The 14,441-nt window shown below is 74.4% G+C and carries 13 protein-coding genes; 3 read left to right on the plus strand and 10 right to left on the minus strand.

Going from position 1 to position 14,441, the window contains the following annotated elements; genetic code table 11:
- The first annotated feature begins 6 nt into the window (after window positions 1–6).
- Complete coding sequence (locus C0216_RS27190) at window positions 7–1,350, plus strand: UDP-glucose dehydrogenase family protein (protein WP_114057802.1); 1,344 nt, start codon at window positions 7–9, stop codon at window positions 1,348–1,350.
- Between the two features lie 27 nt (window positions 1,351–1,377).
- Here the strand turns inward: C0216_RS27190 and C0216_RS27195 are convergent, their stop codons facing one another.
- The 4 genes from C0216_RS27195 to C0216_RS27210 form a co-directional block, all read right to left on the minus strand.
- A complete protein-coding gene (locus C0216_RS27195) occupies window positions 1,378–2,469 on the minus strand; it encodes a membrane dipeptidase (RefSeq protein ID WP_114057803.1) in 1,092 nt (363 codons plus the stop codon).
- 201 nt (window positions 2,470–2,670) lie between these two features.
- Window positions 2,671–3,861 carry a dipeptidase gene (locus C0216_RS27200; protein WP_114057804.1) on the minus strand — a complete coding sequence of 397 codons (1,191 nt, stop codon included), beginning with the start codon at window positions 3,859–3,861 and terminating at the stop codon, window positions 2,671–2,673.
- Complete coding sequence (gene purE, locus C0216_RS27205; RefSeq protein WP_114057805.1) at window positions 3,858–4,403, minus strand: 5-(carboxyamino)imidazole ribonucleotide mutase; 546 nt, start codon at window positions 4,401–4,403, stop codon at window positions 3,858–3,860. Before purE ends, C0216_RS27200 begins: the two co-directional genes overlap by 4 nt.
- Window positions 4,400–5,539, minus strand: a complete 1,140-nt coding sequence (locus tag C0216_RS27210) for a 5-(carboxyamino)imidazole ribonucleotide synthase (RefSeq protein WP_114057806.1) — start codon at window positions 5,537–5,539, stop codon at window positions 4,400–4,402. The genes purE and C0216_RS27210 overlap by 4 nt, the downstream gene beginning before the upstream one ends.
- A gap of 213 nt (window positions 5,540–5,752) precedes the next feature.
- On the opposite strand from C0216_RS27210, the gene C0216_RS27215 reads away from it, so the two are divergent.
- A complete protein-coding gene (locus C0216_RS27215; protein WP_114057807.1) occupies window positions 5,753–6,298 on the plus strand; it encodes a GtrA family protein in 546 nt (181 codons plus the stop codon).
- A 30-nt stretch (window positions 6,299–6,328) separates the two neighbouring features.
- On the opposite strand, the gene C0216_RS27220 is transcribed toward C0216_RS27215, so the two are convergent.
- Together C0216_RS27220 and C0216_RS27225 are read right to left on the minus strand one after the other, a co-directional pair.
- Window positions 6,329–7,594 carry an ATP-binding protein gene (locus C0216_RS27220; protein ID WP_114057808.1) on the minus strand — a complete coding sequence of 422 codons (1,266 nt, stop codon included), beginning with the start codon at window positions 7,592–7,594 and terminating at the stop codon, window positions 6,329–6,331.
- Window positions 7,595–7,609: 15 nt separating this feature from the next.
- A complete protein-coding gene (locus tag C0216_RS27225) occupies window positions 7,610–8,287 on the minus strand; it encodes a response regulator transcription factor (RefSeq protein ID WP_114057809.1) in 678 nt (225 codons plus the stop codon).
- Between the two features lie 493 nt (window positions 8,288–8,780).
- Between C0216_RS27225 and C0216_RS27230 the strand changes: the two genes are divergently transcribed.
- A complete protein-coding gene (locus C0216_RS27230; RefSeq protein WP_114057810.1) occupies window positions 8,781–10,298 on the plus strand; it encodes a peptide MFS transporter in 1,518 nt (505 codons plus the stop codon).
- A gap of 78 nt (window positions 10,299–10,376) precedes the next feature.
- On the opposite strand, the gene C0216_RS33615 is transcribed toward C0216_RS27230, so the two are convergent.
- The 4 genes from C0216_RS33615 to C0216_RS27250 are packed head-to-tail and all read right to left on the minus strand — an operon-like array spanning window position 10,377 to window position 14,354.
- Window positions 10,377–11,702: a hypothetical protein gene (locus C0216_RS33615; RefSeq protein WP_162793083.1), complete on the minus strand. Its 1,326-nt coding sequence runs from the start codon at window positions 11,700–11,702 to the stop codon at window positions 10,377–10,379.
- A 14-nt stretch (window positions 11,703–11,716) separates the two neighbouring features.
- A complete protein-coding gene (locus tag C0216_RS27240) occupies window positions 11,717–12,706 on the minus strand; it encodes a neocarzinostatin apoprotein domain-containing protein (RefSeq protein ID WP_114057812.1) in 990 nt (329 codons plus the stop codon).
- Window positions 12,703–13,680 (minus strand): hypothetical protein, encoded by a 978-nt coding sequence (locus C0216_RS27245; protein WP_114057813.1) that lies wholly within the window; start codon window positions 13,678–13,680, stop codon window positions 12,703–12,705. The genes C0216_RS27240 and C0216_RS27245 overlap by 4 nt, the downstream gene beginning before the upstream one ends.
- 14 nt (window positions 13,681–13,694) lie before the next feature.
- Window positions 13,695–14,354 carry an LPXTG cell wall anchor domain-containing protein gene (locus C0216_RS27250; protein ID WP_114057814.1) on the minus strand — a complete coding sequence of 220 codons (660 nt, stop codon included), beginning with the start codon at window positions 14,352–14,354 and terminating at the stop codon, window positions 13,695–13,697.
- Window positions 14,355–14,441: the final 87 nt, after the last annotated feature.

Below are 14,441 nucleotides of genomic sequence, written 5' to 3' on the forward strand. Positions count from 1 at the left end.
GCAGCCATGGCCCCCCTCAGGATCACAGTGATCGGCACCGGCTACCTCGGCGCCACGCACGCCGCGGCGATGGCCGAGCTGGGCTTCGAGGTGCTCGGGCTGGACGTGGTCCCCGAGAAGATCGAGATGCTGGCCGCGGGGCGCGTGCCGATGTACGAGCCCGGCCTGGAGGAGCTGCTCGCCGCGCATGTCGCCGGGCTCCCGGGCTCCACGGGCCGGCTGCGCTTCACCCGGTCCTGGGAGGAGGTCGGCGAGTTCGGCGACGTCCACTTCGTGTGCGTCAACACCCCGCAGAAGCACGGCGAGTACGCCTGCGACATGAGCTACGTCGACTCCGCCGTCGAGTCGCTGGCCCCGCACCTGGCCCGGCCCGCCCTCGTCGTCGGCAAGTCGACCGTCCCCGTCGGCTCCGCCGAGCGCCTCGCCGCCAAGCTGGCCGCGCTGGCCCCGGCCGGCGCCGACGTGGAGCTGGCCTGGAACCCGGAGTTCCTGCGCGAGGGCTTCGCCGTCCAGGACACCCTGCACCCCGACCGGATCGTCATCGGCACCCGCGGCGAACGCGCCGAGAAGGTGCTGCGCGAGGTGTACGAGCGGCCGATCGCCGAGGGCAGCCCGCTGGTCGTCACCGACTTCCCGACGGCCGAGCTCGTCAAGACGGCCGCCAACTCCTTCCTCGCCACGAAGATCTCCTTCATCAACGCGATGGCCGAGGTCTGCGAGGCCGCCGGCGGCGACGTCGCCAAGCTCGCCGAGGCGATCGGGCACGACGAGCGGATCGGGAGCAAGTTCCTGCGCGCCGGCATCGGCTTCGGCGGCGGCTGCCTGCCCAAGGACATCCGCGCCTTCATGGCGCGCGCCGGCGAGCTGGGCGCCGACCAGGCGCTGACGTTCCTGCGCGAGGTCGACTCGATCAACATGCGGCGGCGCGGGCACATGGTGGAGCTGGCCCGGGAGGCGGTCGGCGGGGCGTTCCTCGGCAAGCGGGTCGCGGTGCTCGGGGCGACCTTCAAGCCGGACTCGGACGACGTACGGGACTCGCCCGCGCTGAACGTGGCGGGGCAGATCCACCTCCAGGGCGGCCAGGTCACCGTGTACGACCCGAAGGGCATGGACAACGCGCGCCGCGTCTTCCCGACGCTGGGGTACGCCGAGTCGGCGGTGGCGGCGGCGCGCGGCGCGGACGTGGTGCTGCACCTGACCGAGTGGCGGGAGTTCCGCGAGCTGGACCCGGTCGAGCTGGGTGCGGTCGTCAGCGACCGGCTGCTGCTGGACGGGCGCAACGCGCTGGACGCCGGGCAGTGGCGCGCGGCCGGGTGGACGTACCGGGCGATGGGCCGGCCGCGCGCCTGACGGGCCTTGCCGGAGCCGGCGGCGCGGTCAGCCGGTTCGGCGGTGTGCGGCGGCGCGGGCGGTGAACTCGGCGGCGCGCAGGACGCGCAGGGCGTTGCCCCAGGTCAGTTCGGCGATGTCGGTTTCGGGCCAGCCGCGTTCCAGGAGTTCGGCGACGAGGCGCGGGTAGCCGGAGGGGTCGGTCAGGCCGGTCGGGCGGTGGGTGCCGGGCTCGGTGCCGAAGGAGGCGCCGAGGCCGACGGATCCGGGGCCGGCCACGGCACGCAGGTGGTCGAGGTGGTCGGCGACGGCGTGGAGGGAGTCGCCGGTCTGCCCGGTGTCGAAGGAGGCCATCGCGAGGCCGCCGGTCGCGCGGAGGGCGAGCAGGACGTCGTCCGTCGTGTTGTCCGGGTGCGGGGTGAGGGCGGCCGCGGCGGTGTGCGTGGCGATGACGGGCGCCTTGGAGGCGCCGGCGATCCGGAGGGCCGCGGCGGGGGTGCAGCCGGTGACGTCGAGGAGTATCCCGAGCCGGTTGGCCTCCAGGACGACCTGGTGGCCGAAGGGGGTGAGGTTCTCGGCGGCCCAGGGGGCTCCGGCGGCGGCGAGGACGCGGACGCCGAGGGCGTGGAAGGCGCGCAGGGCGGCGAGCGAGTCGGTGAGGGTGCTGCCGGGGACGGGGCCGAGGAACGAGGCGATGCGGCCGCGGTTGCGGGCGTCGGCCATGTCGTCGGCGGTGAGTGCGAGGCGGAGGCCGTCCGGGTAGCGGCGCAGGAGGGCGAGGGCCGCGTCGACCTGGTCGAGGGCGTCGGCGAGGGCGTGGCCGGGGGCGGTGCCGGGGGGCGGGAGCAGGGACCAGAACTGGGCGCCGACCCCGCCGGCGCGCAGGCGGGGGATGTCGGTGTCGACGCCGGCGTCGGGGGTGCCGATGTCGTGGTACGGGCTCTGCCGCAGGATCCGGACGAGGGTGTTGTGCCCGTCGGCGACGGGGTGCAGGGCGAGCAGTGCGACGGCCCGGTCGAGGGCGGGGGCGCGGGCGGGGGCGGGCGGGTCCGCGGCTCCGACGGAGGCCGGTCCGGGCGGGGGCGTCTCGGCGGCGTACGCGAGGTGCGCGGGGGTCTGTTCGTCCTGCAGGTCGGCCATGGGGTTCGCTCCGGGGTGGGCGGCAGCAGGGAGGGAGAGGTGCTGCCACCGTGACACGCGGGGCGGCCGGGCGGCCCGGCGGATGCGGCGTTCGGGTGAGACGCGCAGGTCAGGGCAAGGCTGGCGGCGGCCGTCCCGCCCGGTCCCGGCCGCCCTGCGGCGGGCGGGGCCGGGCCGGGGCGGGTCGCCGGGCCGGGCGGTTCAGACGGCGGTGTGGAGGACCGCGTTGGAGGGGCCGCGGGTCGCCGACAGGTCGCGGGCGACGGCCTCCGCGTCGCGCAGCACCCGTACGGCGTTGGACCAGGTGAGCTTGGCGAGGTCGGCGGGCGACCAGCCGCGGTGCAGGAGTTCGGCGACGAGGTTCGGGTAGCCGGCGACGTCGTCGAGTCCGGACGGGGTGAACGCCGTGCCGTCGTAGTCGCCGCCGATGCCGATGTGGTCGATGCCGGCGACGTCCCGCATGTGGTCGAGGTGGTCGGCGACGGTGGCGGCGGTCGCGGCCGGGCGGGGGTGCTCCGCCTCGAAGGCGCGGTGCACCGCCATCGCCTCGGGGGTGGTGTCGAGGTGGTGGAAGCCGTGGGCGCGCAGGTTCTCGTCGGCGGCGAGGGTCCACTCGACGGCCGCGGGGAGGATGAACTTCGGTACGAACGTGGCCATGGCGACGCCGCCGTTGGCGGGGAGGCGTTCCAGGACGTCGTCGGGCACGTTGCGCGGGTGGTCGCAGACGGCGCGGGCCGAGGAGTGGGAGAAGACGACGGGTGCGGCGGAGGTGTCGAGGGCGTCGCGCATCGTCGTGGCGGCGACGTGCGAGAGGTCGACGAGCATGCCGATCCGGTTCATCTCGCGGACGACCTCGCGGCCGAAGTCGGCCAGCCCGCCGTGCCGGGCCTCGTCGGTCGCGGAGTCGGCCCAGTCGATGGTGTCGTTGTGGGTGAGCGTCATGTAGCGGACGCCGAGCAGGTGCAGGGCGCGCAGGGTGGCGAGGGAGTTGTTGATGGAGTGGCCGCCCTCGGCGCCCATGAGGGAGGCGATGCGGCCGTCGCGGCGGGCCGCCTCCATGTCGTCGGCGGTCAGGGCGCGGGCCAGGTCGCCGGGGTAGCGGTCGATCAGCTGGGTGACGGCGTCGATCTGCTCCAGGGTGGCGCTGACCGCCTGGTCGCCGGCGTAGTCGGAGCGGACGAACACCGACCAGAACTGCGCGCCGACCCCGCCGGCGCGGAGCCGGGGGATGTCGGTGTGCAGGTGGGCGGAGGTGTCGCCGGCGATGTCGCGCTGCGCGAGGTCGTAGCGGACCTGCTGGCGCAGGGCCCAGGGCAGGTCGTTGTGGCCGTCGGCGACGGGGTGTTCGGCGAGCAGGGCGCGGGCCTGGTCGAGGCGGTCCGCCGCGGTCACTTGCCGAACCCGAAGGACTCCGCGCCGGAGGCCTTGGCCCGCAGCCGCTTGCCCTTCTCGGTGGCCTGGTCGTTCAGTTCCTGCTGGAAGTCCCGCATGCGGGCGAGGAGTTCGCCGTCGTGGGCGGCGAGCATGCGGGCGGCGAGGAGGCCGGCGTTGCGGGCTCCGGCGACGGAGACGGTGGCGACGGGGACGCCGGCGGGCATCTGGACGATGGACAGGAGGGAGTCCATGCCGTCGAGGTACTTGAGCGGCACGGGGACGCCGATGACGGGCAGGGGGGTGACCGAGGCGAGCATGCCGGGCAGGTGGGCGGCCCCGCCGGCGCCGGCGATGATCGCCTTGAGCCCGCGGTCGGCGGCCTGCTCCCCGTAGGCGATCATCTCGCGGGGCATGCGGTGGGCGGAGACGACGTCGACCTCGTAGGGGATCTCGAACTCGTCGAGGGCCTGGGCGGCGGCTTCCATGACGGGCCAGTCGGAGTCGGATCCCATGACGATGCCGATGACGGGGGCGGTGCTCCCGGTGCTGGGGGTGCTCATGCGGTGATCGTTCCTCGGAGGTAGCCGGCAGCGTGACGTGCGCGCTCCAGCACATCGTCCAGGTCGTCGCCGTAGGTGTTGACGTGGCCGACCTTGCGGCCGGGTTTCACGTCCTTGCCGTACATGTGGATCTTCAGCTGCGGGTCGTGGGCCATGCAGTGCAGGTACGCGGCGTACATGTCGGGGTAGTCGCCGCCGAGGACGTTGGCCATGACGGTCCAGCGGGCCCGGGGGCGGGGGTCGCCGAGGGGGAGGTCGAGGACCGCGCGGACGTGGTTGGCGAACTGGGAGGTGACCGCGCCGTCCTGGGTCCAGTGGCCGCTGTTGTGCGGGCGCATGGCGAGCTCGTTGACGAGGATCCGGCCGTCGGCGGTCTCGAAGAGCTCGACGGCCAGGTGGCCGGTCACGCCGAGTTCCCCGGCGATGCGCAGGGCGAGGGCCTGGGCCTCGCCGGCGAGCTCCTCGGAGAGGTTCGGGGCGGGGGCGATGACGGTGTCGCAGACGCCGTCGACCTGGATCGACTCCACCACCGGGTAGGCGACGGCCTGGCCGTGCGGGGAGCGGACGACGTTCGCCGCGAGTTCGCGGACGAAGTCGACCTTCTCCTCGGCGAGGACGGGGACGCCGGCCTTGAAGGGGGCCTCGGCGTCCTCGGGGGTCCGGACGAACCAGACGCCCTTGCCGTCGTAGCCGCCGCGGACCGTCTTGAGGATGACGGGGAACCCGCCGACCTCCGCCGCGAAGGCGGCCGCGTCCGCCGGGTCCGCCACGATGCGGTGGCGGGGGCTTGGCGCGCCGATCTGGTCGAGCTTGGCCCGCATCACGCCCTTGTCCTGGGCGTGCACCAGCGCGTCGGGTCCGGGGCGGACGGGGATGCCGTCCGCTTCGAGGGCCCGCAGGTGCTCGGTGGGCACGTGCTCGTGGTCGAAGGTGATCACGTCGCAGCCGCGCGCGAAGGCGCGCAGGGTGTCCAGGTCGCGGTAGTCGCCGATGACGACGTCGCTGACCACCTGGGCCGCCGAGTCCTGCGGGGTGTCACTGAGGAGCTTGAACTTGATGCCGAGGGGGATGCCCGCCTCGTGGGTCATACGGGCGAGCTGGCCGCCGCCGACCATGCCGACTACCGGGAACGTCACCCCTCCAGGGTATCGGCCGGCCGTCCGCCGGACGGACCCGGCCCCACCGGGAACTCGTAGCAACATCCCGTGCGCCCTGCGTCGCGCACCTGTACGAACGCACAGTGCCCGAAGGCACAGACGGGTCGGCAGGGGGACACTTAGCATGAGTGGCCGATCGAGAGGCGACGGACGCCCCGCTGGGGGCCGCTACGGACGGGACCGACCATCACCATGACCACGCCGAAACGGGGCTCGGCCCTCGAACGGGTACGCGGCCTCGCACGCGAAGTCGCGAAGTTCGGGGCTGTCGGGGGCCTGGGCGTGCTCGTGAACCTGGGTGTCTTCAACCTGCTGCGGCACACCACGGACCTGCAGGTGGTCCGGGCGAGCGTGATAGCCACCGTCGTCGCGATCACGACGAACTACCTCGGCTTCCGCTACTTCACCTACCGGGACCGGGCGCGGACGGGCAGCTCGCGGGAGGTCCCGCTGTTCGTGGCGTTCAGCCTGATCGGGCTGGTGATCGAGAACGGCGTGCTGTACGCGGCCACATACGGGTTCGGCTGGGACGGCCGGCTCGCCTCCAACGTCTTCAAGTTCGTCGGCATCGGCACGGCCACGGTGTTCCGCTTCTGGTCGTACCGGACGTGGGTCTTCAAGGCGCTGCCGCAGGCGGCTCCCGCGGCCGCCGCGGAGCCGGAGCCGGTGGCGCGGGCCGCGGCCCGGCCCGCGCGGGAGAGCGGTACGCGCGCCCCCGAGCCCGCCGGCAACAAGTAGGGGGGCCGCCCGCCTCCCGGCGCCCCGGGGTCAGCGGACGGTGTGCTCCCGCTCTCCGCGCTCGGGCTCGGTGCGGCTGAGGAAGAGGGCGAACACCGGGGGCTGGGCCTGGAGCAGTTCGAGGCGGCCGCCGTCGGCCTCGGCGAGGTCGCGGGCGACGGCGAGGCCGATGCCGGTGGAGTTGCGGCCGCTGATGGCCCGCTCGAAGATGCGGTTCCCCAGGTCGGGCGGGACGCCGGGCCCCTCGTCGGTGACTTCCAGGACGGCCTGGTTGCCGACGACCCGGGTGCGCAGGGCGACGGTGCCGCCGCCGTGCATGAGCGCGTTCTCCACGAGGGTGGCCAGCACCTGGGCGACCGCGCCGGGGGTCCCGAAGGCCCGTACGCCGGTCTTGCCGGAGCGGACGATGGCCCGGCCCTCGCTGCGGTAGGCGGGCCGCCACTCCTCCACCTGCTGTTTGACGACCTCGTCGAGGTCGAAGGGGACGGCGGAGCCGGTCCGCGGGTCGCGGGAGTTCGTCAGCAGCCGCTGGACGACGTCGGTGAGCCGCTCCACCTGGGCGAGCGCGATGGTGGCCTCCTCGCGGACGGTCGCGAGGTCGTCGGTGACGGTGATCTCCTCCAGCCGCATCGACAGCGCGGTCAGCGGGGTGCGCAGCTGGTGGGAGGCGTCCGCGGCAAGGCGCCGCTCGGCGGTGAGCATCCGCCCGATCCGCTCGGCGCTGGAGTCGAGGACGTCCGCGACGCGGTCCAGCTCGGGGACCCCGTAGCGGCGGTGGCGGGGCCGGGGGTCGCCGGAGCCGAGGCGCTCGGCGGTCTCGGCGAGGTCGGTGAGCGGGGACGCCAGCCGGTTGGCCTGGCGGATCGCGAGGGCCACGGCGGCCACGACGGCGAGCAGCGCCACCGCGCCGACCACGGCGAGGGTCCGCCCGACCTCCTGGGTGACAGCGGAGCGGGGCTCCTCGACGACGACCAGCTCGCCCAGCTCCCCCTTGGCGGTGCCGCGCAGGACGCTCCCGCCGGGCCGCTCGCCGATTTCGACGGGAGGCTGCCCGGGGACGGTGATGCGGGCGTAGCGGCCGGGGTCGAGCTGCTCGGCCAGCGCGTCGGAGTCGATGGGCCGGCGCTCGGCCGCGTTCGCCTCGACGATGCTCGCCAGGCGCAGGGCCTCGGACTCGATGCGGTCCTGGGCGCTGCTGGTGATCGTGCGGGTCTCCACGATGACGAGGGAGACGCCGAAGACGGCGATCACGACGAGCACCACGGCGAGGGTGGACTGGATCAGGCGGCGGCGCATGGCTGGGGGGCCCGGTCAGCTCTTCTCGAAGCGGAAGCCGACGCCGCGGACCGTGGCGATGTAGCGGGGGTTCGCGGCGTCGTCGCCCAGCTTCTTGCGGAGCCAGGAGATGTGCATGTCGAGGGTCTTGGTGGAGGACCACCAGGTGGTGTCCCACACCTCGCGCATGAGCTGGTCGCGGGTGACGACGCGGCCGGCGTCGCGGACGAGGACGCGCAGGAGGTCGAACTCCTTCGCGGTGAGCTGGAGCTCCTCCTCCCCCATCCAGGCGCGGTGGGACTCGACGTCGATGCGGACGCCGTGGGTGGCGGCGGGCTGGGCGGCCTCGGCGGCGCCGCGCCGCAGCAGGGCCCGGACGCGGGCGAGGAGCTCGGCGAGGCGGAACGGCTTGGTGACGTAGTCGTCTGCTCCGGCGTCCAGGCCCACGACGGTGTCGACCTCGTCGGCGCGGGCGGTCAGGACGAGGATGGGAAAGCCGAGCCCCTCGGCGCGCAGCCGGCGGGCCACTTCCAGGCCGTCCATGCCGGGCAGGCCCAGGTCGAGGACGACGAGGTCGACGCCGCCCTGGAGGCCTGCGTCGAGGGCGGCCGGGCCGTCCTCCCGGACCTCGACGTCGTACCCCTCCCGGCGCAGGGCGCGGGCCAGGGGCTCCGAGATGGATGCGTCGTCCTCGGCGAGCAGTACACGCGTCATGTGGGTGATGGTAGTCCGCGGCGGCGATCCGCAGGGGCGGCCCCGCGCACCCCTTTCCATCTGGCCTTATGAATGCAGCCCGCCTTCGAAAATGCCTAAACGGTTCCCAATCCTCCTGTGATCCATCTCTCAAGTCCTTTCATTTGCCACCCGGTCGTGTCGTATGGTGGCGAGACGCCTGATGCACTACCTCCGGGACCTTTGCGCCGAAATCCGAGCCAAAGGTCTCAATTCTGTCCGGATCGATCAGAGGGTCTTGACGACTTTCCCGATCGGCTTCGGTGACAGTGGATGACCTGTGGGCCGGCGCCCCGCGCGCGTTCGTGTGCGCGAGGGCGTGGATCCCGGTTGCGTTTGTTCCCCCGCCCCCTCCGCGGCGCGGGTGGGGTCCCCGGGGCGTGGGGGCCGGAACAGCAGCTGCCGGTTCCGGCCACCCCCCACCGGGCGCCGACGGCTCACGAAGCCGGGCGTCCCGAGCAAGCAAGGATCGACCATGGCTTCCAGCCTGACGAAGGGCGCGGTGGACCCGTCCGCCGAGAAGACCTTCTTCGGCCACCCCCGTGGCCTGGCCACTCTCTTCATGACCGAGATGTGGGAGCGCTTCTCCTACTACGGCATGCGGGCGCTGCTGGTGTACTACCTGGTCTCGGGCGGCGCGGACGCCGCCACGGGAAGCCAGGGCGGCGGCCTGGCCATGACCGCGGCCACGACGACGGCCATCTACTCCGTCTACGTCTCCATGGTCTACCTGATGGCCATGCCGGGCGGATGGTTCGGCGACCGGGTCTGGGGCGCGCGCAAGACGGTCGCCATCGCCGGCTTCGTGATCATGACGGGTCACCTGTCGCTGGCCCTGCCCGGCCAGGCGATGTTCTTCGTCGGCCTGCTCCTCGTCGCGGTGGGCTCCGGTCTGCTGAAGGCCAACATCTCCACGATGGTCGGCCACCTCTACGACGGCCCCGAGGACCCGCGCCGTGACGGCGGCTTCACGCTGTTCTACATCGGCATCAACCTCGGCGCGTTCGTCGCCCCGTTCGTCGTCGGCACGGTCGGCAAGGAATACAACTGGCACCTGGGCTTCGCCCTCGCCGCCGTCGGCATGGGCATCGGCCTCGCCCAGTTCCTCCTCGGCACCAAGCACCTCAGCCCGAAGAGCAGCCAGGTCCCGAACCCGCTGTCGGCCGAGGAGCGCAAGGCGGTCATCACCAAGGCCGTCCTCGGCGCCGCCGCCATCGCCGTCTTCTACGGCGCCGTGGTCGCCCTGGGCGCGTACACCCTGAACTGGGTGCTGGTGCCGCTGACCCTCGCCGGTCTGGTCATCCCGGTGGCCGTGCTGGTCCGCATCAAGCGCGACAAGGACCTGAACACCACCGAGCAGTCGAGGATGACTGCGTACATCTGGTTCTTCGTCGCCGCCGCCGTCTTCTGGATGATCTACGACCAGGGCGGGTCGACGCTGTCGCTGTTCGCGGACTCCAAGACCGCCGACACCGTCTTCGGCCTCGGCTTCTCGGCCACCTGGTACCAGTCGCTGAACCCGCTGTTCGTGATGGCGCTGGCCCCGGTCTTCGCCTGGCTGTGGCTGTGGCTGGCCCGCAAGAACCAGGAGCCGAACACCATCGTGAAGTTCGCGATGGGCCTGGTCCTGGTCGGCGGCTCGTTCTTCGTCTTCATCGTCCCGATGAACATGGCCGGCGACGGCACCATGGTCTCCCCGATGTGGCTCGTCTCGATCTACATGATCCAGACCATCGGCGAGCTGTGCCTCTCCCCGGTCGGCCTCTCCGTCACCACGAAGATGGCCCCGCAGAAGTACGCCTCCCAGATGATGGGCGTCTGGTTCCTCGCGGTCACCGCGGGCGACTGCACCACCGGCCTGCTGTCGCTGGCCGGCGTGGACCTGAACGGAACGGTCGTCATCGGCATCCAGGCGAGCGCCGCGGTCCTCGCCGGTGTGGCGGTGTACGCCTACCGCAAGAAGGTCCGGGCGCTGATGGGCGACGTCCACTGACGCACCCGCGCACAGGCTGAGGCGACGGCCCGGCACCCCTCCGAAGGGGTGCCGGGCCGTCGCGTTCCGCCGGCTCCGTCAGCGGCGGGTGCCGCCGCGCAGGCGGCGCCAGGGGGTGAGGGTGAACACCGCGGCGCCGAGCAGGACCACCGTCGCGGCGGCCACGGCGAGGGCCCGCACGCCGCCCGTGCCGCCCGCGCCGGTCTCGGCGAGGCCGCCGGGTCCGCCCGACCCGGCGGAGGCGGAGCCGCCGGAGGCCGGGGAGCCGGAGCCGCCGGGCTGGGCGGTGGTGTCCAGCTCCAGGGACACGCCGCTGGAGACCGCCTTGCAGGGCACGTTGATCGGCGTCGAGCCGGGGCTCATCGTCACGTCGATCGTCAGGCGGTCCGGGGTCAGCGTCACCTTGCCCGTCGCCCCCGGCTTGTAGGTGCCGGTCATGTCGCTCAGGCTGACCGGGGCCTTGTCCGGGATCGGCTCCGCGTTGGCCGGGCCGGAGACCCGGACCGTGCCGGTGTCCGCGCCGCCGAGCCGGATGTCCATCGAGGGCTTCAGGGCGCCCGCGGGGAGGGCCATGGGGCTGGCCATCGCCCCCTTGGCGGTCTTCACGGTGAGGTCGAAGCCGCCGCCGTTCTTCTTCGCGCTGACCGTCACCGGGGTCTTGACGCCGCCCGGGACGACGGCGCCGCAGTCGAAGGCCACCTCGACGGGCTTGCCGGGGAAGTCGGTCTGCCCGCCGCCGCCACCGGTGGCGCCGCCGGACGCGGTGCCGCCGCCCGACGCGGTGCCGCCGGACGCGGTGCCCCCGGACGCCGTGGTGCCTCCCGACGCCGAGCCGCCGGACGCCGTACCGCCGCCGCTCGCCGTACCGCCCCCGCTCGCCGTACCGCCGCCGTCCGACACCTTGATCGTCGCCGCGGCCGCGGCCGCCTCCTTGGGCGAGCAGCGCGTGGTGAACCCGCTGAAGTCCACGTCGTACCGGCCCGGGGTGATCGTCACCTCCCCCGCCTTGGCCAGCTTCACCCTCCCCTTCATGTCGGACAGCACCATCGGCGCGTTCTTGGGGATCGGCGGGTTCTTCCGCTCACCCTCCAGCTTCACCTCGCCCGCGAGCGCCCCGCCGAGCCTCACCCAGCCGGTCGGCTTCACGGTGTCCTTGCCGAGGTCCATCAGGTCGGTGTTGTTCGAGGCCGCCTTGACGGTCCTCCACACCACCTCGACCTCGTCGCCGACCTTCGCGGCGGCGGGCGCCGTCACCGAGACGGTCGTCGTGCCCTGGACCGGGCCGCCGCCGCCTGCGGGCGGAATGCACTCCACCTTGTACGAGACCTCGGCCGCCTGGGCGGGTCCCGCCCCCAGCAGCGCGGCCGCGCCGCCGAACAGCAGCGCGGCCGCGGCCGCGCTCACCCTCCGTTGGGTCCTCACTGGTGTCCCTTCGTCGTCGGACTGCCGGCTGACGGTGCGGACGTCTGCGGTGCCGTGAACCACGGCAGGTCTGCGGCCTCCCCCGACCCGGCCGCCTCCGGGGCCTCCTGCGCTGCGGGTGCCTCCGGCGCGGGCGCCGGCCGGACCCGGTCGACGAGGGCCATCCCGGCCCTGAACAGGCCGGCGGGCACCACCAGCAGGAGCAGGGCCCAGAACACCAGCACCCCGTACGGGCGGGACACCGCCCACGGCCGGGCCGCCAGGACCGTCTCCCCGTACATGAGGGAGACCGTGTGGGTCCCGTGTGCGCCGGCCCCGAGCGTGACGGGCAGCCGGACCTCCGCCCTGCCCCCGGGCGGGATGGCGCCCTTCCAGCGGACCTCCTCCCACTGCGGGGCGAGCACGCCGCGGGCCGTGCCCAGCCGGAAGACCGGGTCCGCGACGGGCGCGGGTCCGGTGTTCCCGAGGGTGACGGTGAAGGTGCGCGAGGGCGGCGCGCCGAACCGGGTCAGGATCCCGTCGCCGCCCGCCAGCCGGGCCGGGCCCAGCACGGCGAGGCGCGGCGCGCCCTGCTCGGGCGGCAGCTCGGCCACCGGGTGGCCGGTGAGCACCAGCGGGAGGGCGACGGTGGCGGCGTCCCCGCCGACCGAGGTGACGTTGACGATGCACGGGCACGGTGTGGGCGGGGCCGCCGCGGCCAGCCGCGCCGTGAAGCGGCCGTCGCCGCCGACGGAGACGGCCGCGCCCTCGGCGTTCGCGCAGCTGTTCGTGCCGCCGACCATGTTCTGGCCGCAGACCAGCAGCATCACCAGCGTTCCGGCCCGCCAGCCCGTGCCGGTCACCGTGAGCTGCGTACCCGGGGCGGCTTCCCGGAGCGAGAGCTGCGCGGCCGGCGGTGCATCCGCGGCGGCGGCCGGTGCCGCGGTGGCGAACAGGCACGCCGTGAGCGCGGCCGCGGCGGCGCGGGCCCCGGCCCCGCCGGTCATGCGCGTGCTCCCGCCGGCTCGGGGGCCGGCTCCGGTCCGGCCCCGCCCCCGGGTACCGCAGCGGGCGGCCCGCGCCGGGCGCGCCGCCTGCGGGCGAAGGCCGCCGCGGCCGCGGCGGCCGCGCCGAGGGCGAGCAGGGCTCCCGGGCCGGGCACGGCGACGCCGGGTGCGAACCGGGCGGACGCGGTGGCGGCGGCCGGCGCGGCGCCCGGGGCGGTGGCGGTGAGCGTGAGGTCGGCGGCGCCGAGGCGGGGCGCGCTCGGCCACGGCTCGGCCAGCCGCAGCCGCCCGCCCGGCGGCACCTGCACGGGCAGGGCCCGCTCCGGGCGGCCGGGCAGCGGCCCGAACAGGCCCTCGGCGCGCACCGACACCCGCGGCGCGAGGGGCACGTTCCCCCGGTTGACCAGGGTGTACGCGACCTCGGTGCGGGCGCCGCGGCCGCGCACGGCGACATCCTCGACGGTCAGCGCGGCGAGGGTCGGGCCGCCGACGCGCAGGTGGACCCGTACGGCCTCCTCGCGGCCGGCCTCGGCGGCGAGGACAGCGGCCCGGCGGTCGCCGGGCAGCGCGGCCGGCGGAACGGTGACCGTGAAGGGGACCGCCGCGCGGGTCCGCGGCGGCACGGTGACGGCGGCCGCCCCGCCGAAGCTGATCCACGCGCCCGCCCCGCCCGCCCCGCCGGGCTCCTCGGCACCCCGGAGGGCGAAGGTGCGCGGCAGGTCGGAGGCGTTCGTCAGGGCGAGCCGGTCCTCCAGTACGGCTCCGGGGGCGCCGGCGAGGTAGAAGGCGGGCCGGGGCGTCCCTCCGGCCGCGCCCGGCTCGGGGGCGGCGCTCCAGCCGGGGCCGTCCGCGGCGGGGGCGGGGGCCGTGCCGAGCAGCGGCAGGAGCGGCAGGAGGAGCGGCAGTGCGGAGGCGGCCCTCCGGCCGCGGGGGCGGCGGCGGGTGGCGCCGGCCGGCGGGCGGGGCACGGGCATGGCCGGTGCTCCGCTCAGGTCCGGGCGGCCCGGCGGCTGCGCCGGCTCAGCATGAGGAGCCCCGCGGTGCCGGACAGCAGCACGGTGCCGCCGAGGGTGGCGAGCGCGGCGACGGAGTCCTCCGGCCCGGTCTGCGGGAGGGTGTCGGCGGGCCCGGACCCGGCGCCGGCCGCGGCGGTGACGTCCAGCTCCAGCGACGGCTTCGGGCTGTTGCCGGGGGTGCAGGTGGTGGTCGTCCCCATCGCCTTGATGGTCAGCACGCCCGCCGTGAAGGTGACGCGGCCCGTCTTCTTCGGGGTGTAGGTGCCCGACAAGTCGGTGATCTTGATGGGGGTGTTGGCGGGCGCCGCCTCGGGGTTCGGCGGGCCGGAGACCGCCACCTGCCCCTGGTCTGCGCCGCCGACCACGATGACCGCGCTCGGGTTCATCGCGCCCTTGCCGAGCTCGATCGGGCTGGAGGAGACGCCCTTCCGGAACGACATCGTCAGCTTGTAGCCGTCGCCCTCCGCGGCGGCCCTGATGTCGATGGGCGAGACGGCCGACTTGTCCCCGATGGGCGTCTTGCAGTCGTAGGCGACGTCCACGACGTCGGCACGGGCCGTGCCGGCGGCGGGCAGAACCGCCGCCCCGGCCAGCGCCAACGCGACCGCCGCCGAGCGTGTGCGGTGGGACACCTTCGTCCTCCCCTCGAACCGATTCTGACGGCACATCAGATCGGGGCTCAAGGTACGCCCGGGGCCCTGCAAGGGGAAGACGAAGGA

The sequence above is a fragment of the Streptomyces globosus genome (assembly GCF_003325375.1).
Classification (GTDB): Bacteria; Actinomycetota; Actinomycetes; order Streptomycetales; family Streptomycetaceae; genus Streptomyces; species Streptomyces globosus_A.